General features: G+C 48.3%; 19 protein-coding genes. 12 read left to right on the top strand and 7 right to left on the bottom strand.

The window, feature by feature from the left end; translation table 11 throughout:
• Positions 1–30: 30 nt before the first annotated feature.
• The 5 genes from yycF to yycI all read left to right on the top strand — a co-directional run bounded on the left by yycF (position 31) and on the right by yycI (position 5,557).
• Positions 31–726: a response regulator YycF gene (gene yycF, locus GPK49_RS11550; RefSeq protein ID WP_215678014.1), complete on the top strand. Its 696-nt coding sequence runs from the start codon at positions 31–33 to the stop codon at positions 724–726.
• Between the two features lie 26 nt (positions 727–752).
• Entirely contained in the window at positions 753–2,543 is a 1,791-nt protein-coding gene (locus GPK49_RS11545; protein WP_318283914.1) for an ATP-binding protein, read from the top strand.
• Between the two features lie 215 nt (positions 2,544–2,758).
• Entirely contained in the window at positions 2,759–3,187 is a 429-nt protein-coding gene (locus GPK49_RS11540) for a hypothetical protein (RefSeq protein ID WP_016407530.1), read from the top strand.
• A 45-nt stretch (positions 3,188–3,232) separates the two neighbouring features.
• Positions 3,233–4,645 carry a hypothetical protein gene (locus GPK49_RS11535; protein WP_215678009.1) on the top strand — a complete coding sequence of 471 codons (1,413 nt, stop codon included), beginning with the start codon at positions 3,233–3,235 and terminating at the stop codon, positions 4,643–4,645.
• A 51-nt stretch (positions 4,646–4,696) separates the two neighbouring features.
• Positions 4,697–5,557 carry a two-component system regulatory protein YycI gene (gene yycI, locus GPK49_RS11530; protein WP_215678007.1) on the top strand — a complete coding sequence of 287 codons (861 nt, stop codon included), beginning with the start codon at positions 4,697–4,699 and terminating at the stop codon, positions 5,555–5,557.
• A gap of 47 nt (positions 5,558–5,604) precedes the next feature.
• Here yycI and GPK49_RS11525 read toward each other — a convergent pair whose 3' ends face one another.
• From GPK49_RS11525 to GPK49_RS11515, 3 genes are all read right to left on the bottom strand, one after another.
• Complete coding sequence (locus GPK49_RS11525; protein ID WP_215678004.1) at positions 5,605–6,834, bottom strand: DUF2812 domain-containing protein; 1,230 nt, start codon at positions 6,832–6,834, stop codon at positions 5,605–5,607.
• Positions 6,835–6,861: 27 nt separating this feature from the next.
• On the bottom strand, positions 6,862–8,028 hold the full coding sequence (locus GPK49_RS11520; RefSeq protein ID WP_215678001.1) for a DUF2812 domain-containing protein: 1,167 nt from the start codon (positions 8,026–8,028) through the stop codon (positions 6,862–6,864).
• A gap of 151 nt (positions 8,029–8,179) precedes the next feature.
• The gene (locus GPK49_RS11515; RefSeq protein WP_215677999.1) at positions 8,180–8,593 is read right to left on the bottom strand and encodes a Fur family transcriptional regulator; all 414 of its coding nucleotides are present in this window, start codon (positions 8,591–8,593) and stop codon (positions 8,180–8,182) included.
• 182 nt (positions 8,594–8,775) lie between these two features.
• On the opposite strand from GPK49_RS11515, the gene trmL reads away from it, so the two are divergent.
• Positions 8,776–9,264: a tRNA (uridine(34)/cytosine(34)/5-carboxymethylaminomethyluridine(34)-2'-O)-methyltransferase TrmL gene (gene trmL, locus GPK49_RS11510; RefSeq protein WP_215677996.1), complete on the top strand. Its 489-nt coding sequence runs from the start codon at positions 8,776–8,778 to the stop codon at positions 9,262–9,264.
• A 44-nt stretch (positions 9,265–9,308) separates the two neighbouring features.
• Here the strand turns inward: trmL and GPK49_RS11505 are convergent, their stop codons facing one another.
• Together GPK49_RS11505 and GPK49_RS11500 are read right to left on the bottom strand one after the other, a co-directional pair.
• Positions 9,309–10,985: a sensor histidine kinase gene (locus GPK49_RS11505; protein WP_215677993.1), complete on the bottom strand. Its 1,677-nt coding sequence runs from the start codon at positions 10,983–10,985 to the stop codon at positions 9,309–9,311.
• The gene (locus tag GPK49_RS11500; RefSeq protein WP_016407522.1) at positions 10,982–11,680 is read right to left on the bottom strand and encodes a response regulator transcription factor; all 699 of its coding nucleotides are present in this window, start codon (positions 11,678–11,680) and stop codon (positions 10,982–10,984) included. Before GPK49_RS11500 ends, GPK49_RS11505 begins: the two co-directional genes overlap by 4 nt.
• Before the next feature lie 230 nt (positions 11,681–11,910).
• Between GPK49_RS11500 and GPK49_RS11495 the strand changes: the two genes are divergently transcribed.
• Positions 11,911–12,090 carry a hypothetical protein gene (locus GPK49_RS11495; protein ID WP_016407521.1) on the top strand — a complete coding sequence of 60 codons (180 nt, stop codon included), beginning with the start codon at positions 11,911–11,913 and terminating at the stop codon, positions 12,088–12,090.
• 34 nt (positions 12,091–12,124) lie between these two features.
• On the opposite strand, the gene nrdG is transcribed toward GPK49_RS11495, so the two are convergent.
• Both nrdG and GPK49_RS11485 read right to left on the bottom strand, forming a co-directional pair.
• Positions 12,125–12,634, bottom strand: a complete 510-nt coding sequence (nrdG, locus tag GPK49_RS11490; RefSeq protein WP_215677989.1) for an anaerobic ribonucleoside-triphosphate reductase activating protein — start codon at positions 12,632–12,634, stop codon at positions 12,125–12,127.
• 7 nt (positions 12,635–12,641) lie between these two features.
• Entirely contained in the window at positions 12,642–14,987 is a 2,346-nt protein-coding gene (locus tag GPK49_RS11485) for an anaerobic ribonucleoside triphosphate reductase (RefSeq protein ID WP_016407519.1), read from the bottom strand.
• Positions 14,988–15,235: 248 nt separating this feature from the next.
• On the opposite strand from GPK49_RS11485, the gene GPK49_RS11480 reads away from it, so the two are divergent.
• From GPK49_RS11480 to GPK49_RS11460, 5 genes are all read left to right on the top strand, one after another.
• On the top strand, positions 15,236–15,505 hold the full coding sequence (locus tag GPK49_RS11480) for a YlmC/YmxH family sporulation protein (protein WP_215677985.1): 270 nt from the start codon (positions 15,236–15,238) through the stop codon (positions 15,503–15,505).
• A gap of 86 nt (positions 15,506–15,591) precedes the next feature.
• Entirely contained in the window at positions 15,592–16,056 is a 465-nt protein-coding gene (gene nrdR, locus GPK49_RS11475) for a transcriptional regulator NrdR (protein ID WP_118579822.1), read from the top strand.
• Between the two features lie 4 nt (positions 16,057–16,060).
• Positions 16,061–16,336, top strand: a complete 276-nt coding sequence (locus tag GPK49_RS11470; RefSeq protein WP_215677983.1) for a hypothetical protein — start codon at positions 16,061–16,063, stop codon at positions 16,334–16,336.
• A 104-nt stretch (positions 16,337–16,440) separates the two neighbouring features.
• Positions 16,441–16,623: a hypothetical protein gene (locus GPK49_RS11465; protein WP_016407515.1), complete on the top strand. Its 183-nt coding sequence runs from the start codon at positions 16,441–16,443 to the stop codon at positions 16,621–16,623.
• 155 nt (positions 16,624–16,778) lie between these two features.
• Positions 16,779–17,351 (top strand): hypothetical protein, encoded by a 573-nt coding sequence (locus tag GPK49_RS11460; protein ID WP_215677981.1) that lies wholly within the window; start codon positions 16,779–16,781, stop codon positions 17,349–17,351.
• The last annotated feature ends 9 nt before the right edge of the window (positions 17,352–17,360 follow it).

The raw sequence follows: 17,360 nt of genomic DNA, 5'->3' as shown, positions 1-17,360 counted from the left end.
AATAAGACTTTCCGAGGGGGAGAGGACACTATGGACAGAAAAATTCTGATTGTCGATGATGAGAAAAACATCGTCGATATCATTGCGTTTAACTTGAAAAAGGAGGGCTATACCGTCATCACGGCGGCAGATGGGGAGGAAGGCGTACAGAAAGCCATGGAGGAAAATCCGGATCTGATTCTGCTGGATATCATGATGCCGAAGCTGGATGGCTATGAAGTCTGCAAAAAAATCAGAGAAAAGAAAAATACCCCGATTATCATGCTGACGGCAAGAGCCGAGGAGCTGGATAAGGTGCTGGGGCTGGAGCTGGGAGCGGATGATTATGTGACCAAGCCCTTTGGTGTCAGAGAGCTGATGGCAAGGGTGAAGGCGAACCTCAGAAAATCCGTTGTGCGCGAGGAGACTCCCGAACAGGCACCTGCCGGTAAGGGGAATTTTGGCAAGCTGGATATCAACCCCGATCGGTATGAGGTGCGGAAGGATGGGAGAATCATTGATCTGACTGTCAGAGAATTTGAGCTTCTGAAATACCTTTCCGCGCAGAAGGGACAGGTTTTTTCCAGAGAAACGCTTCTGGAGAAGGTCTGGGGCTATGAATATTTCGGTGATGTGCGGACAGTGGATGTCACCATTCGCCGTTTGCGTGAAAAAATCGAGGATGACCCCGGCAAGCCGGTTTATATCCTCACAAAAAGAGGCGTAGGGTATTATTTTGACTGCTGAGAAAAGCGAGGGATTAGCTTTTGCGAATGCGAAGTATTAAATGGAAGTTAATTATCATGTATCTGGGGCTGGTGCTGATTGTGATGATTGTCAGCGGCACCTATATCCTGCTCAGCCTGCGAAATATCGAGATTGATAAATCCAGACAGGAGCTGGCAACCTATGCGGAGAGAATCAATGAACAGGTGATTGAGGGCGGCAAGGATGAGGAATTTCAGGAGAAGCTCTTAAAAACCGTATCAAATGCCGTCGGCATACAGGGCAATATCCTCAATACGGATGGGGAGACGATTGCCTCCACCACCGTAACGGAGGCACCCTATCCGGTTTATACGGATCAGGCAATTATTGCGGCAATGAACGGCATGACCTCCTTTTCCACACAGAAAAAAAGCACCGATTCCTTCGGGCTTCTGCGTGAATGGATGAGCTATGCCACACCTGTGCAGACGAGCGGGACAACCCCCTCCTATATCATCTATACCAGATTGGACGCAAGCGATATGCAGACCAGTCTGGATAAAACCACGCAGACGATTGTTGCGGCGGTTATGATTGCGCTGTTTCTGGCGGCAGTAATGGGCTATGTTTTTGCGCAGACACTGACGGGCCCGATTCTTGCGCTGACAACGGGTGCGAAAAATCTGGCGGAAGGGAATATGGATCAGAGCCTAACGGTGCGCAGCAATGATGAAATCGGCCAGCTGACCAGCAGCTTTAACAACATGGCGGCGGAGCTTTCCAAGAATATGTCGGAAATTTCAAGAGAGAAAAACCGTCTGGAAATTCTCCTGCATAACATGAGTGACGGCGTGATTTCCTTCAGTAAGGACGGCGAGCTGATGCTTGCCAATGCGGCGGCAGAGGGGATGCTTGGTCTGGAAAAAATAGAAATGAATTTTACGGAATTTATCCGTGCGTATGATATCAGCTCCTCTGTCTATCTGGATATGGGAAATGAACCCTCTAAGAAGGTTATTTTCCCTGTCGGCAAGCAGTTTATCAATGCGAATTTCTCTCCTTATTACGATAAAAGGGGCGAGGTCGAAGGCGTAGTTGTTGTTTTGCAGGATATCACAGAGCAGAAAAAGCTGGACGATATGCGAAAGGAATTTGTGGCGAATGTGTCGCATGAGCTGCGAACACCGCTGACAACCGTAAAAAGCTATACGGAAACCCTTCTGGACGGTGCTATGGAGGATGCGGAGATTGCGCAGGAGTTCCTTGGCATCATTAACAGCGAGGCAGACCGTATGGCATTTCTGGTGCGTGATTTGCTGCAGCTGACGCGTTTTGATAATAAGCAGGTGCGTTTGGATATTACGAAAATCGAAATGAATGAATTTCTCAGCATGACTGTTCGCCAGAACAAAATCCATGCGGAAGCCAAGCATCAGACGCTGACCTTTGAGCCGTATGAGCATGAGGTTGTTGTTTTCGGCGACAGAGACCGTGTGGGGCAGGTGGTGAATAATATTGTGACCAATGCCATCAAGTACAGCTTAGAGCAGGCGAGCATCCGCATCTTCATTACGGAGGAGGAGCAGTTCTATAAGATTCATGTGAAGGATACGGGCATGGGCATCACAAGAGAGGATTTACCCCGTATTTTTGAGCGCTTCTATCGTGTGGATAAGGCGCGCAGCCGTGCCATGGGCGGCACAGGTCTGGGGCTTGCCATTGCAAAGGAAATTATGGAAAGCCACGGCGGTAAGCTGACGGCAGAAAGCGAATATGGCAAGGGAACAACGATGATTATATGGTTCCCGAAGGAACGCCCGATTCTGGAATATGAAAGGGAGGAACAGAAAGCATAATATTACGCCGAAATACAGACGAAAACAGCACCTCAGACAAATGGCTTAACCGCGGCGTGCTTGTCTGAGCAGATTGTTATAGAACTGTAAGGGCGTTGTAACATAATTGTAATCTTCGTGCGATATAATCATAGTAGACAGAAAGCAGAAATTTCCATACAATAGAATGGAAAGGCTTTTCCGAATATGACGAGATTGCAGAGGAGGTGACAGGAATGAAAGCATATAGAAAAAAACTCATTGGTCTGGCTTTGGCGGCAGTGTTTTCTTTTTCTCCTGTCAGTGTATTTGCTTCCTCGGTGAATATTACAAGTGGGCTGCAAATCGGCGGCGATGAGGTGGAATGTACCTTTGACAGTAGCCGAATCCTCTATGGGGAAGCGAAGCCCGGCACGGATATTACTTTTACGGTATCCAAAATGGATCGTTTCGGCAATATGGTCGAAACCCACAGAGAAACCGTAACTGTCGGCTCTATGGGGCTGTTCAGCGAAACCCTGCCCCTGAGCAGAGGGAATAACTATATTTCCTTTGCAGCAGAGGGAGAAGCTAAGACCACAACGGTCATCAAGCAGGTGCCCCAACAGGTAAAAAGTCAGCTGCAACGGATGATTGCGCTGCCCGGCATGGGTGCGAAAAAATAAAAAATCAGATGAAAATAAATTGAATAGAAAAAGCGGTGAGATCAAATGAAAGTATACAGGATTACAAATTTTATCATTGTTGCTTTGGTCATAACTGCGATTTATCAGACAGGAGAGTTATGGCTGGAAGGAACAAGCGGCCATAACTTTTTTTATGCCCTGGCGAAGCAGCTGAGCTTCGGCAAGGAGGAGGCGGATGGGGATGTCCTTCTTGCTACCCGTTATGCGGTTGGGGAGGGCGAAGGTACCTTTTCGGTCTATTATCCCGATAATGTGGGGAATAGTACGCTTCTGGAAACGGCGAATAAGGCTCTGGGGGAGATTCTGTCCCAAAGCGGCGCATTCCCTCAGAAAACAACCGCTGATTGGAAAAAAATTTTGGCGGCGCGCTGCATTGTCATGCAGTATGATTTTATGATTGCTTCGGAGGAATATCTGGAAAATTATAAGGATCTGAAAACAGACCAGAAGCTGGAGCAGTTCGATTATATCACGATTGTGCCTGCCAGAAGGAGCGGCGAGGAAAGCTACGCCTATTTCGTCAATTCCGATACGAATGAATGTGTCGCGTTTCATTGCGAGGGCGGCGGCGCGTCTGTCGCGCTCTATGATTCTCTGATGGCGGATAACGGCGATATGCGCTATATCTCCACAGGGCAGCGCACCAGTGCATCGGTGCTGTGGCGCAATATGTTTTTGCCCCAGTGGGCATATCTGCCCTATGAATATCCGGCTCTGGAGCAGGAGTTTGCCTTTGAAAAGGATGGCGAGCCGAGCCGTGCTACATTGGAAAATACGGTGAAAAATTTCTTCCGCAATTTCTCTGTGGACTGGAGCGAGCGTGACGAGGACGGCACCTATACCTTCAGTGACAGCGAAACGGTTGTCAAATACTATCCGGATGTGCGGATTCTGGAGTATTACAGCTATGAAAACTACGCCGGCAATGACAGAACAGGCCTGCTTGAGGGTTATCAGATTTGCTGTAATTTCCTGAAAAATGATGATTCCCTGCAAACGGATATTTATCTGGCGGATATCGAGCGTACCATCAATAATGAGGTTGTGTATTATTTTGATTATGCAGTGGATAACCTGCCGGTGAATCTTTCGCAGAATGTGAAGGATCGTATCGGTGCATCCCATGCCATTAAAGTAACGCTGCGAAATCAGGCGGTCAAGGAATACCGCCGCTATGCGGTCAATTTCAGCGAAGCCGCAGAGAAAAATCAGAAGATTAACGTCCAGTTCATCGATGCACTGGATGATGCAAATAAGACCTATAAGTCCGTTGTCGAGGATAAGGATATCACCGATGTTAAGAATATTGCATTGGGCTATCATGTGGATTTGACGGGCGATATCCGCCTGAAATGGTTCGTTACCCTCTATGAGTATACCTTCGTGGTGGATACGGAGCAGGAAAAGGATTTAACGGGCGTAACGGCAGGAGAATAAGCGATAAGGGAAATATGCAGAAGAAACTATGCAGAAGAAAGGAGGAAGGGCATGGAATGGAGCAATGCAAAAAAGTTTGTGATTGTTTTGCTGGTACTGCTGAATGTACTTCTGGCAGGGCTGAATTATAAACAAAATCGGGAAAACACCATGACGGCGACACAGGAGCGCTCCATCTTTGAGGTGCTTTCGCGAAACGGCATCACCATGTATACCGACCTTCTGACGGAGCATCCGCCCATGTCCCGTCTGGCGGTGGAGCTGCCCTCCTATAATAAGGAAACGCTGGAGCGGCTGTTTTTCGGCAGTGCGCGCACAACCGCTTCTACAAAGGGCGGCGAAACGGTCTATCAGGGGAAACAGAGCAGCCTGACCATGAGCGGTGCGCGCGGTGTCTGGGAAACGAAAGCAGTGAAAAGCGGCAAGGGCGAGATGACCAAGACGGAAGCCCTCAGAGAAGCGCAGAAATTCATTGATAATACGGAGCATTTCTTCGGCAGCTATGGCGATGCTATTATTGTGGAGGAGAGCGAGGGCTTTCGGGTGAATTTCTTCGGGCAGTATAAACGGGAGAAGGTTTTTGCGAATTATTTCTCCTTTTTCGTCACCGCCGATGGAATTCAGAAAATCACCTTCAATTATTACCCTGTGCGCGGCTATACGGGCGAAAAGCAGGATTTAAGCTATGCGGATGAAGCCCTGCTTGCCTTCATGCGCGAATGGAAAAAGGGCGAGCATGCGGAGGAAGCAACCATTGATCGCATGGAGCTTGGCTATGCGCGGATGGAAAGCAATACTGCGGCGGATGGCGTTGCCTCGATCAATCTGGAGCCATGCTACCGCATTTATCTGATGGATGAGGAAAAGCCGTATCTCATCAATGCGTACACCTGTCAGATTTTAAATCAGTAAAACGAAAGGCAGTGAACCAACCCAAATGGGACGTTCACTGCCTTATCTTATTTTTTCTGCATTTCCTTCACTGCCTTTTCATACAGGTCATAATGCTTTGTCAAATCCGCATCACCATAGTAATAATGCAGTTCCAGAAGCGTCTGCCCCGAAACCAGATATAGCCTTGTATGATTTTTACCCTTTGCCAGAAGGGCGTAATCAAACGGTGTATCCTCCAAAGCCGTAGTTTCATAGGTTTCATAAGCACGACCCAGATATTCCTTAATATATTCCTTCGGGGAAAGGAAGAACGCAAGCCTGCGATATTCCACCCAAAGCACCGATTCATACGGTTCGCCTAACGCATCTGTTTGATTCGGAATCCGCCCTGCCTGATTATAGGCAAGGTCAACAGGAGAGCCGAAGGTCGGATAGGAGTTGACCAGATTTGCCTCCCGCTCCCACCAGTCCTCCTTGGCATTGCCGTCCCGCTGATAATAGCTGTCCACAGCGTAAAAATCAGGATCGTTTTCCAGTTCCGCCAGAGAAATCATCGGCAGGGGCTTTTTCACCTCTGCAATCGGTCGGTCGGAAAAGGAAAATACATTGGGCAGAAACGGCAGGAGGACGAATGCAATCATCCCGGCAACGCAGACATAATATAGCCGATGCTTCCGCCGCAGGTGGGGTGCCTGCCAATCGGTCGGCTGATGGTGCGGCTCGCCTGCCGCAAGAGAGCTTTGCAGCTTGATGGTACCGCGGTTGCGCTGTCCGGCAAATATGGCAAAAACTAAAATAAGAGGATTACAGAAGGGGTTGGCGAAACCCTCTACCCAGTCGTATGTGGTCTGTCTGTGCAGAACGAAAATATAAGCCGCAATCAGCACAACAATAATCAGTATTTCTGCATAGATGCTGTTGAAGAATTTGTTTCCCTTCAAATTGTCGGGATAATATGCACCTTCTTCCTCCGGTGTGGCAAAGTAATCCGCTGTACCTTCTTCTGCGGCATAGACATAGAAACGGTTTAATCCGCAGACAAAGCTCCAACCCTTTTCCCTATGCTGCGCGTTCCGTTCCTCCGCCTTGCTTTCATCCAGAGCAGGGAAAATACCGTCCTGCTTCGGCTCCATGCGGAAAAGCAGACGCTTTTTCTCGCCCTCTATGAAGGTCGCAAAGAGGGCATTTGCCTTCTGCACATGCAGTCCCTCTGCGGAAAGGTCGGAAAACCAACTTTCCAGTGCATCAATTTCGTATGGCTCTGCGGGGAGCAGCTTTCTTTTGCATTTCGTCATGGAATGTCCTCCTTTTGATGTTTTCGGTTATTCCTGTATAGTGTAGTCCTGCTCTAATAGGGGCAGAAAGGCGCTCAGAGAATCGACCAGTCTGTTCTCGCCGCGGTAGCGCACAATCAGAAGGCGATTGCCCTTGCGAAGCGTCAGCATCTGGCGGCGCATCTCGCTTGTTTCCTGATAAAAATACCCCTCGTCAAAGGAATCGGAGGAAAGCACCAACGCCTGCTCTGCCGTTGAGGGAAGGAAGGCATCGGGAAATGTGCCGTTTGCCCCTAAGGTCAGAAACGCCTGCTCCGTCAGGAAGGAGGGGCGCACCTCTAAGAGCATGGTATCCATTGAGTTGGAATCGCCCATCTCGAACGTTTGGAAAAGCAGGGGTGCAAAGAGTGTCGGCTCGGAATAGAGGCTGATTTCGGTATCGGAGGCACTTTTTGTGATTTCTTCCATCGGCACATAAGGCAGAGGAGAAACCGAAACGGCAGCCTTCTCCTGTGTTTCGTCCGGTCTAAAAGCAGAATAGATGTCCGAGAGGGGTGGCAGGAGAAGTGTGATACCCAGAATCGCGTAAATGAGATTGCTGATTCTTTTGAGCTGCAGCTTTTTGGTGTAATCCTTCTCATGCGAGATGGGAAGTCCTTGCTCCAAGCTTGTTTTCAGCCTTTTGAGCAGACGCAGCTCATAGAAATTGAAAACAGCGAGAAGGAGGAAGAGGATTGGCCCATAAAACTCCAAAACCCAATTCGGGTCTATGATATTTCGACCTAAATAATGCCATGTAAGCAGCCCTAAGCCGACGAAAAACAGAGTGCCGAGAACCATGCCTGCAAGATAAAGATAGCGTTCCTCTTGATAAAGCTCCTCAATGTTTTTCTTCTGTACGGCAGGGTCTGTGTAAGGCTCTTGGGGATGCTCCGTGATATTCGCCAGAAGATAGCCCTTGCAGCGGTAGGTACAGATAAATTCCCAACCAAGCTGATGATATTCCTCCAGCTGCTTTGCGGTAGGTTGGGTATCGAAATAGCGCGGAATGGCAATGCGGTAGCTTCTTTTTTGCGGTTCTGCCTGCTGAAATTTTACCTTTTCGCCCCGAAAGTCAACAGGAATCCACCCGTCCTCCGCCATATCAGACAGCCATGTTTCCATGGCGGCAAAATCAAAGGTCGTTGCAGGTGCCAGCTTTCGTTTATATTTCATTCGTTTGCCCCCTTTTACCGAAAAATGTTCTTTTTTCCAGTATAGCAAAGGCGAAAAACGGATGTCAACAAGACGCGAACATTGTAAGAAAGTCTTAAGAATTGCAAAGAAAAAAGAGTATCCTCTAAGCGAAAGATACTCTTTTTGGCGGTTATTTTTCCTGACATTCCTTGCAGACCCCGTAGAGGATGAGCTGCTCACATTCCACATCAAAATCCAAATCCGGCACAAGCTTTCTTGCAACCTCTGTTAATGCGTCCATGTGCAAATCATCCACTCTGCCGCAGATACGGCAAACCGTATGCGGATGACACCGCACCACGGCATCATAACGAGAGCTTGACTCGCCCACGTTCAATTCCTGCACCAGACCAAGCTGCTTGAAAAAATCAAGCGTTTTATAGACCGTAGCAAGGCTCATGGTGGGGTTAGTCGGTTCCAGTGTTTTATAAATCATTTCCGCATTCGGATGCGCGGTGGTACCCAAAAGCATATTATAAACGGCAATACGCTGTGGGGTGACCTTCAGCCCTTTTTCTCGCAAAAGCTGCGCAGTTTCTTTCATACAAATACACCCCTCTTATAAATGATAACTATTGTTATTTAATAATAATACGGGTTCTTATTTATGTCAATAGAAAATATACCAAAATACAAGGAGTTCTGCAAATTTCCGCCGAAAACCGAGAGTTGTTTTTTGCAAACGGGTATGCTATGCTAATTTGCAGAAGAAAGGAATGATTTTTTATGCACATTGTTTTGTTGGAGCCGGAAATTCCCCAGAACGCAGGCAATATCGCGCGTACCTGCGCAGTGACAAATTCCGTCCTGCATCTGATTAAGCCTCTGGGCTTTTCCGTTGAGGATAAGTATCTCAAGCGCGCAGGTCTGGATTACTGGAAGCTTCTGGATATCCGCTATTATGAAAATTTCGAGGACTTCTGCGAAAGGAATCCCAATGCGAAAATCTGGATGGCATCCACAAAGGCGCGTCATATTTACGCTGATGTGACCTACGGCGAAAATGATTACATCATGTTTGGGAAGGAAAGCGCGGGCATCCCCGAAGAAATTCTTATGGCGCATGAAGCAAATACCATTCGCATCCCTATGCTCGAAGCGGCAAGAAGCCTGAATCTTTCCAATTCCGTTGCCATTATTATTTATGAGGCCATGCGGCAGCAGGGCTTCCCCGGCATGCTGATGGAGGGGCAGCTGCACCATCATAAATGGTAAGAATGAAAAAAACGACCCGAAATTTTTTTTCGAGTCGCTTTTTTTTATTCGCCTTTTTCCGTTTCCTCTTGCATTTCTTCTATCGGCATATCCTCCATTGGCATTGCATCCGTTGGCATTTCCTTCTCCGGCATTTCCTCCGCAGGGGGCGCAGGAGGCTCGGTTGCAGGGAATGCGACAAATGCCTTGAACAAATCACCTTCGATTTCCAGAGAGAAGGTTCCTTTCTGCAAGCCGACAAGAGATTGTGCGATATTCAGCCCCAAGCCGCTTCCCTCTGTGTGACGGGAGCTGTCTCCGCGCACAAACCGCTCCATCAATTCCTCCGCAGGAATATTGAGCGCATCTCTGCTGATATTCTTCATGGAAAGAATCACGGTATCCTTCTCTTTTTTGATATCGATATACACTCTTGTGTGCGGCTGCGAATATTTGCAGGCGTTGCTCAGAAGGTTGCTCAGCACGCGCCAGGTCAGATTGCCGTCCACCATGGCAAACAGGGGGGTATCTCCGCCGTTGATGACTGCCTCCAGATGGGCGTTTTCCAACTTTTCCTCATATTCTGCAACTGCCTGTGCCGCCAGCTCGCCCATATCCGTCGGGGCAAGCTGTACCTTGAGGTTGCCTGTCGAAGCCTTGGAGGCCTCAACCAAGTCCTCGGTCAGCTTTTTCAGCCTGCGGGATTGTCTGTCCAGAACCTCAATATATTCCGCCGCCTGCCCCTCCAGATTTTCCTTTTTCAGCAGATCCACATAGTTGATGATAGAGGTCAGCGGCGTTTTGATATCATGGGAAACATTTGTGATGAGTTCCGTTTTCAGATGCTCGCTTTTCATTTTCTGCTCTAATGCGATGGAAAAGCCCTTGGAAATGCTGTTCAGGTTTTTTCCATGCGCGCGAAAGAGGGGGAACATCCGCTGTGTGTTGATTTTGTAGTTCAGGTTGCCCTTTGCCAGCTCCTCGCCGCCGTTTTTCAGCTCCTGCATCTGTGATGCCATGGAGCAGAATACCAGCAGCAGTGCAAAGCTGAGCACAATCGCCCCAAAGCCGCCCATGGTATAAAATGCGGAAATCACAAGCCATGCCACTGCAATCTTCCATGTAGTGGAAATGGATTTTACAGCATCCGCAATCGTCGAGCAGACTGCCGCAAGCATTTTCCAGCAGAAGCGAATGACCTGATAGGCAATCGTGTGCTGATAAAAATATCTTCCCAGCTTCAGACGGGTCACACAGGTCAGAAGCGTCGCCAGTCCCAAAATGGCGAGAATGATCGAACCAATTACTACAAAGGAAAGCGCCCCCGTATCGGCAAGGGGATTGCGGCCTTCCAGAATAAGGAACAGAATTGCCAGCGAAATCGGGCAGACGATGGCAAAATACAGATCCAGAGGGATTTTATCCTGCAAATTTGGAACGATTTCATCCGTATCCGGCCGATGCCCTGCCGCGCACAGAAGATAAATCACCGAAATGGCAAACAGAAGCAGGCTGATCACCAGAATCGGCAGAAGTGAGCCGCGCATTCCGTAAAGCTTCGTCAGCATCCCTGTATCAAGATAAGGATGGGCCAGCTTCAGTTCTGCAAGGCTGCTGCTGTAAAAGTCGTAGCTGTTTGCCAGAAAGATACCAATACCGTCGAAAAAGGCGGTGATGCCCGAAAGCACTGCGATAAAGCAGGCAAACACCTTCATGCCGAGGGTATAGGAAAGCTTTGTCATTGTTTCGCCTCCTTCTCGATTTTGTACCCCAGACCCCAGACTACCTTGAGATAACGGGGGTTCGAGGGGTCAATCTCAATTTTTTCACGCAGATGGCGGATATGTACAGCAACCACGCTGCCGGAGCCGCAGGCATCCTCATTCCAGATGCGTTCATAGATTTGCGTGGAGGAAAAAACTCTGCCGGGGTTTTCCATCAGCAGCTTGAGAATGTTGTATTCACTTGGCGTTAAGCTGACAACCTCGCCGTCCACTGTCACGATTTTCGATTCATCATCCATTTCAATGCCGCCGTTTGTCAGGTGGGAAGCTTTCTTCGCCATGCCGCCCAGAGAGGTATAGCGGCGCAGCTGCGAACGCACCCTTGCCAGCACCTCAATCGGGTTGAAGGGCTTCGTGATGTAGTCATCCGCCCCGATATTCAGCCCCAGAATCTTGTCGCTGTCCTCACTCTTTGCGGTCAGCAGGATAATGGGGATGTTCGAGGTTTCTCTCAGCTTCACCGTAGCGGCAATCCCGTCCATCTGGGGCATCATGATATCCATCAGAATCAGATGAATGTCATGCTTGGCAACGATATCCAAGGCCTCCTGCCCGGTATAGGCGGTGAAAATGTTGTAGTTTTCTGTGGATAAATAAATCGATAGAGCGGATACGATATCCTTTTCGTCATCGCAAATCAAAATGTTGTACATGGTGCACCTCCGTCATACTGTGATTCTATCTTACCGAAACGATTTTAAGAAAATCGCAGGGAAATGTTTAAGTTTTCCTTAATCCTTGCGGATTCTTTAAGGAAAGTGTAACACATTTCGCGCCTTTTGGGGAGAAGAAGTAGAAATCGTAAGATTTTCTTAAATATTTTCGGGGATTGTTGTCAGACCTTGGGTTTTCTGCTATGCTGAAAAGAAAAGGGGGACGCATTATGGAATATTCGATTGCAATTCCGATTTTTGTATTTGTGTTTTATGGCATGATTTTTCTGGTGCAGAAATTTCTGGAAAAAGTTGATCCTTCGATTGAAGAAATAGATATGAGCAGAGTCATCCCGTATCTCGTGATATCGGCAGTGATTATCGCAATAAAATATTTTACATCAAAATAAAAATGGGAGTCGGCAGACTCCCTTATTTTTTATCTTAAAAATAGCTCGGTTCCTCCCAGAGCACAACCTTGCCCTCTGCAAGGGATTTTTTTACATCAATCAACCGCTGGTTGCGGCTGCCGCAAAATTGCAGCTCCAACGAGCGTTCTGCCAGAAGAAAAGGCCCGTCCACAAGCACATCCGTTTCCTTTAAAAGTGCCAGCTTGTCGGCATCGTTTTCCTCCCAAAGCGCCTCCCATGTATAGCCGGTATAGGTCCATACATTCAAGCCGATTTTATGCGCACCCTCCGCCAAGGCAAGGCAGGGGACAGGCTGTAAAAAGGGGTCGCCGCCCGAAAGGGTAATCCCGTCCAGCAGGGGATTTTCTGCCGCCGCCGCAAGAATATCATCGGTATCCGCCCAGGAGCCGCCATCGGGGTCGTGCGTCTGTGGGTTGTGGCAGCCGGGGCAGTGGTGCAGGCAACCCTGCGTAAATATGGTTAGGCGCAGTCCGGGGCCATCCACAATGGAATCCCCGGTTACGCCGCTCAGACTGATTCTCATGCCTCTATCAATCCTTTGCTTCTAATTTTACTTCCGTTACAATAGAATGTTTCACTCTGTCGCGTACCTCTGCACGCTTTGCGTTGTTGAAGCGGTCAAGCGTACCTACCAGATAGCCTGTGATTCTGCGGATGCGCTGGAATCCGTATTCTCCGTCGGTTTCACTTCTGCCGCATTTCGGGCAGGTGTCCCCGATGATGCCGTTGTAGCCGCAGACGGGGTCGCGGTCAACGGGATGGTTGATGGAGCCGTAGCCGATGCCCTGTGCCTTCATGTAGCGGATGACCTTTTCAAAGGCATCCAGATTTGTGCTGGGGTCGCCGTCCAGTTCGATATAGGTGATATGTCCTGCATTTGTCAGCTCGTGATAAGGTGCTTCCAGCTGAATCTTCTTATACGCGCTGATGGGGTAATATACAGGAATATGGAAGCTGTTTGTGTAATATTCTCTGTCTGTGACACCCTCGATGGAGCCGAAGCGTTCTCTGTCCATGCGGACAAAACGGCCGGACAGCCCTTCCGCAGGTGTTGCCAGCAGGCTAAAGTTCAGATGTGTTTCTGCGGACAGGTCATCCATGCGTTTTCTCATGTGCCCGATGATATCCAGACCAAGGTTCTGTGCGATTTCGCTTTCGCCGTGGTGTACGCCAAGCAGTGCCTTCAGTGCCTCTGCCAGACCGATAAACCCGACGGAAAGTGTGCCGTGCTTGAGCACCTCTCTTACCTCGTCATCATAATTCAGCTTTTCGCTGTCAATCCAGACACCCTCGCCCATCAGGAAGGGGTAGTTGTGTACCTTTTTCTTTGCCTGAATTTCAAAGCGCTCCAGCAGCTGTTCTACGACCAAGTCAATCTTTCTGTCCAGCTCGGAGAAGAACCAGTCGATGTTTTTGTTTGCCAGAATTGCGATACGGGGCAGGTTGATGGAGGTGAAGCTTAAATTCCCTCTGCCGTAGGTGATTTCCCGTTCGGGATCGTTCACATTGCCGATAACGCGGGTACGGCAGCCCATGTATGCGATTTCCGTTTCGGGATGGCCTTCTTTATAATATTGCAGGTTAAAGGGTGCATCCTGGAAGGAAAAATTCGGGAACAGACGCTTTGCACTCACGCGGCAGGAAAGCTTGAACAGGTCATAGTTGGGTTCGCCGGGGTTGAAGTTTACGCCATCCTTCACACGGAAAATCTGGATGGGGAAGATAGCGGTTTCGCCGTTGCCCAGCCCTGCCTCTGTTACCAGAAGCATATTTTTCATAACCATGCGCCCTTCTGTGGAGGTATCCATGCCGTAGTTGATGGAGGAGAAGGGGGTCTGCGCGCCTGCACGGCTGTGCATGGTGTTGAGGTTATGCAGCAGTGCCTCCATTGCCTGATAGGTTGCCTTATCGGTTTCCTCGGTTGCCTTTTTCGCGGAGAAGGACTGAATCTTGTCCAGAATTTCTTCGGGTACGCCTGCCTCCAGAAGCAGCTCCTTTTCTCTTTCGGTGTATGCCTGAGAGCCATCCAGTGTAGGGATCAGATTTTCTGCGGTCAGTGTTTGGAAGATTTCCTTTGTTTTTTTCGCATGCGCGGCGCAGTCCATCACTTCAATTAAGGAGGTCAGGTTGGAGCGATAGCGTTTTTTGTAGGTTTTTGCAACGCCGGGAGCCAGACCATAATCAAAGTTTGCGATAGACTGACCGCCGTGCTGGTCATTCTGGTTGGACTGGATAGCAATACAAGCCAGAGAAGCATAGCTTGCGATATCGTTGGGCTCTCTCAGTACACCATGCCCTGTGGAAAAGCCGTCATGGAACAGCTTGATTAAGTCAATCTGGCAGCAGGTGGTTGTCAGTGTATAGAAGTCCAAATCATGAATATGAATATCCCCGTTTCTGTGCGCCTCGGAATGGGCAGGGTTCAGCACATAGCTTTCATAGAAATGCTTTGCACCCTCGGAGCCGTATTTCAGCATAGAACCCATGGCGGTGTTGCCGTCGATATTCGCGTTTTCGCGCTTGATATCGCTGTCGGTTGCATCCTTGTAGGTGATGTCCTCGAAGGTTTTCATCAGTCTGTCGTTCATGTTTCTGACTCTGGTACGTTCTGCACGATAGAGGATATACGCCTTTGCGGTGCGTACATGCCCGTGGTTAATCAGTACGCGCTCTACGGTATCCTGAATCTGCTCTACCGTAGGGGAGTCAATTTGTTTTTCTTCAAAAATATCGGAAACCTCCTGTGCAAGTGCAAGGCAGATTGCGTAATCCTTTTTGCCGATGGTTGCTGCAAAGGCTTTTTCAATGGCACTGGCGATTTTGTTGATATCAAAATGCACAGTGCGCCCGTCTCTTTTGGTGATGGTTGTAATCATAATCATTCCCTCTTTTCGATTTTTCCTTTTTTTCTAGTTCCATCCAAATGAAATTTTATCTCAAATAAACCACAAGATGTGGGTGTTGTTTAAAATAGCAAGCATATATATTGTATGGTATTCAAAGAAGCTCGTCAAGGGGAACAGTGTGAAAAATATGAATTTAAACAGATTGCCGAAAGTGAGCCTTCGGACAGACTTTTTTCGCATAAAATTAAAAAAGATTACCAAAAATGGGGGAGAGAAAAATGAAATGGGAACGGTTTTCCTGCTTACAGGAGAAGGAGGTCATCAATATCTGCGACGGAAGGCGGTTGGGGTGCGTCTGCGATTTGGAGCTGGATGCGATTTCCGGAAAAATCTGCACACTGATTATTCCGGAATGTGGCAGTAAGTGGAATTTCTTTGGAAAGGAACGGGCATTTTTCGTGCCTTGGCGGTGTATTCGCCGCATCGGTGACGATATCATTCTTGTGGAGGTGGATGGAGAGGAAATCCTAAGAACAGATGGGGACTGACGGGTGTTGACCTGCGGCAGAATCTCCTTTATACTGAAGGATAGATTTTTATGCTGTTTATATGCTATTTAAAGGAGGAAATGGCTTTGAAATGCCCTTTTTGCAATTATAATGATACAAAGGTAATCGATTCCCGCGGACAGGAGGATAACTCAGTCATTCGCCGCCGCCGCCTTTGCGAAAGCTGCGGCAAACGCTTCACTACATACGAGCGGATTGATATGATTCCGATTACGGTGATTAAAAATGATGGTACAAGAGAAATTTTCGACAAAACCAAGATTATCAACGGTGTAATGAAATCCTGCAACAAGCGTCCCGTTACGGCACAGCAGATTCAGGAGCTGGCGGATGATATTGAAAATACGCTGATGGGTCTGGGAGAGAGAGAAGTAGAAAGCAAGCAGATTGGCAATATGGTGATGGATCGTCTGAAAGAGGTGGACGAGGTGGCGTATGTGCGCTTTGCATCGGTTTATCGCCAGTTCAAGGATATCAATACCTTTATTGACGAGCTGGAAAAGCTGCTTGTGGAAAAGAAGAAGGGATGATTTTATGGCAGAGGTGCAGACAAAGGCGCTTTTCACCTGTACAGAGGCAGGCTATGATGCCGCATTATCCATCATGGAGCTTTATCGCAAAAACGGGATGCAGGCATTTTTCTACGGCATTGCGGAGGAAGCAGATCTGGTTTCTCTGGGGGAAATAAATAAAATGACACATGTACTGCATTTTGTGGATGAAGAAAGCATCAGGCTAGTCAGCATTGCGGATGAAATGGGCGGCTTTACGGTGGACATCAGCATCAATGATTTGATTCTGCCGAAGTGATTTTTTTCGCAGGAAAACGAAAGCAAGACAGGCAAGAAATTCCAAAATACCTCATAGGATAGGAGTGTAACAAGAATGCTTTTATCTTAAGGAGGTATTTTATTATGTGTGGATTTGGTTGTGGGAACGAAAACATCATCTGGATCTTGCTTCTGTTGTGCTGCTGCGGCAATAATGATGGCTGCGGCAGCTGGGGCGACAGCGGCTCCTGGCTGTGGATTCTGATTTTGCTGTGCTGCTGCGGCAACAACAAGAGCAACAGCATCGGCAACACCTGCGGGTGCTGATAACCCGACAGAAAGGCTGTTTCAACAAGTCGAAAGCCTGTTTTCGACTTAATATTCTGCGGCTCCCGTATTTTGCGGGAGCCTGTCTGATTTTGCGGAGAAAAAACAGGAAACGCCACACCTTTCCTTTTACAATAAAGGGGAGGTGATTTTTTATGTGGGAAAAAAGAAAGAAGGAAGAACGGCTGGGGCTTTGGATTGAGGCGGAACGGGAGCGGCTTTCGGCGCGGGCGTATGCGCTGGAGGATGCGTTTTTGCGGGCATTTTTCGCGCAGTGCGTGGAAAGCACGGCGGCAGATGCGTATGAGGTTTTTCTGGAAACGCCGCTTGCGTATAACTATTTTCGGGAAAATCTGGGGCGAATGGATGAAAAAACGCTTGCTCGGTTTTTTAAGCTGGCAGCAATTTATCATACGATTCGCACAGTCCGCCGTAGGAAAAGTGGACTGGACTGGACACGCATGTGGACAGGGTTGACAGCGGTTTTTTCGCTGAGTGGACAGGAGAGGAAGATGACAGATCTTCTGCACCGCTGTGCGGAGCTGTATCAGAGCGGCTTTCAGGAGCTATTTCATAAAACAACTGCGAGGTATTTATTTGGTGACAAAACCCTGAGTGGTTTTTCCTTCGCATTCATCGGGAATTTCTGGTATAATTCCTATAGTAGTTTTATGAGCTCCTTTACGGGCTATGTTCCCTTTCACATCCGCTTGAAACGGGCGCAGTAAGCCGAGGGG

Origin of the sequence: Clostridium sp. MCC345, assembly GCF_018785345.1 — a bacterium.
Lineage (GTDB): Bacteria > Bacillota > Clostridia > Lachnospirales > Anaerotignaceae > Anaerotignum_A > Anaerotignum_A faecicola.
Note: the sequence above shows the minus strand (reverse complement) of the source record. Positions and strands in the feature narration are given on the sequence as shown.

What these genes read in the sequence shown, in the direction of transcription:
- yycF (WP_215678014.1), top strand. Translation starts at nt 31, where the DNA reads ATGGACAGAAAAATTCTGATTGTCGATGATGAGAAAAACATCGTCGAT.
- GPK49_RS11545 (WP_318283914.1), top strand. Translation starts at nt 753, where the DNA reads ATGCGAAGTATTAAATGGAAGTTAATTATCATGTATCTGGGGCTGGTG.
- GPK49_RS11540 (WP_016407530.1), top strand. Translation starts at nt 2,759, where the DNA reads ATGAAAGCATATAGAAAAAAACTCATTGGTCTGGCTTTGGCGGCAGTG.
- GPK49_RS11535 (WP_215678009.1), top strand. Translation starts at nt 3,233, where the DNA reads ATGAAAGTATACAGGATTACAAATTTTATCATTGTTGCTTTGGTCATA.
- yycI (WP_215678007.1), top strand. Translation starts at nt 4,697, where the DNA reads ATGGAATGGAGCAATGCAAAAAAGTTTGTGATTGTTTTGCTGGTACTG.
- GPK49_RS11525 (WP_215678004.1), bottom strand. Translation starts at nt 6,834, where the DNA reads ATGACGAAATGCAAAAGAAAGCTGCTCCCCGCAGAGCCATACGAAATT.
- GPK49_RS11520 (WP_215678001.1), bottom strand. Translation starts at nt 8,028, where the DNA reads ATGAAATATAAACGAAAGCTGGCACCTGCAACGACCTTTGATTTTGCC.
- GPK49_RS11515 (WP_215677999.1), bottom strand. Translation starts at nt 8,593, where the DNA reads ATGAAAGAAACTGCGCAGCTTTTGCGAGAAAAAGGGCTGAAGGTCACC.
- trmL (WP_215677996.1), top strand. Translation starts at nt 8,776, where the DNA reads ATGCACATTGTTTTGTTGGAGCCGGAAATTCCCCAGAACGCAGGCAAT.
- GPK49_RS11505 (WP_215677993.1), bottom strand. Translation starts at nt 10,985, where the DNA reads ATGACAAAGCTTTCCTATACCCTCGGCATGAAGGTGTTTGCCTGCTTT.
- GPK49_RS11500 (WP_016407522.1), bottom strand. Translation starts at nt 11,680, where the DNA reads ATGTACAACATTTTGATTTGCGATGACGAAAAGGATATCGTATCCGCT.
- GPK49_RS11495 (WP_016407521.1), top strand. Translation starts at nt 11,911, where the DNA reads ATGGAATATTCGATTGCAATTCCGATTTTTGTATTTGTGTTTTATGGC.
- nrdG (WP_215677989.1), bottom strand. Translation starts at nt 12,634, where the DNA reads ATGAGAATCAGTCTGAGCGGCGTAACCGGGGATTCCATTGTGGATGGC.
- GPK49_RS11485 (WP_016407519.1), bottom strand. Translation starts at nt 14,987, where the DNA reads ATGATTACAACCATCACCAAAAGAGACGGGCGCACTGTGCATTTTGAT.
- GPK49_RS11480 (WP_215677985.1), top strand. Translation starts at nt 15,236, where the DNA reads ATGAAATGGGAACGGTTTTCCTGCTTACAGGAGAAGGAGGTCATCAAT.
- GPK49_RS11470 (WP_215677983.1), top strand. Translation starts at nt 16,061, where the DNA reads ATGGCAGAGGTGCAGACAAAGGCGCTTTTCACCTGTACAGAGGCAGGC.
- GPK49_RS11465 (WP_016407515.1), top strand. Translation starts at nt 16,441, where the DNA reads ATGTGTGGATTTGGTTGTGGGAACGAAAACATCATCTGGATCTTGCTT.
- GPK49_RS11460 (WP_215677981.1), top strand. Translation starts at nt 16,779, where the DNA reads ATGTGGGAAAAAAGAAAGAAGGAAGAACGGCTGGGGCTTTGGATTGAG.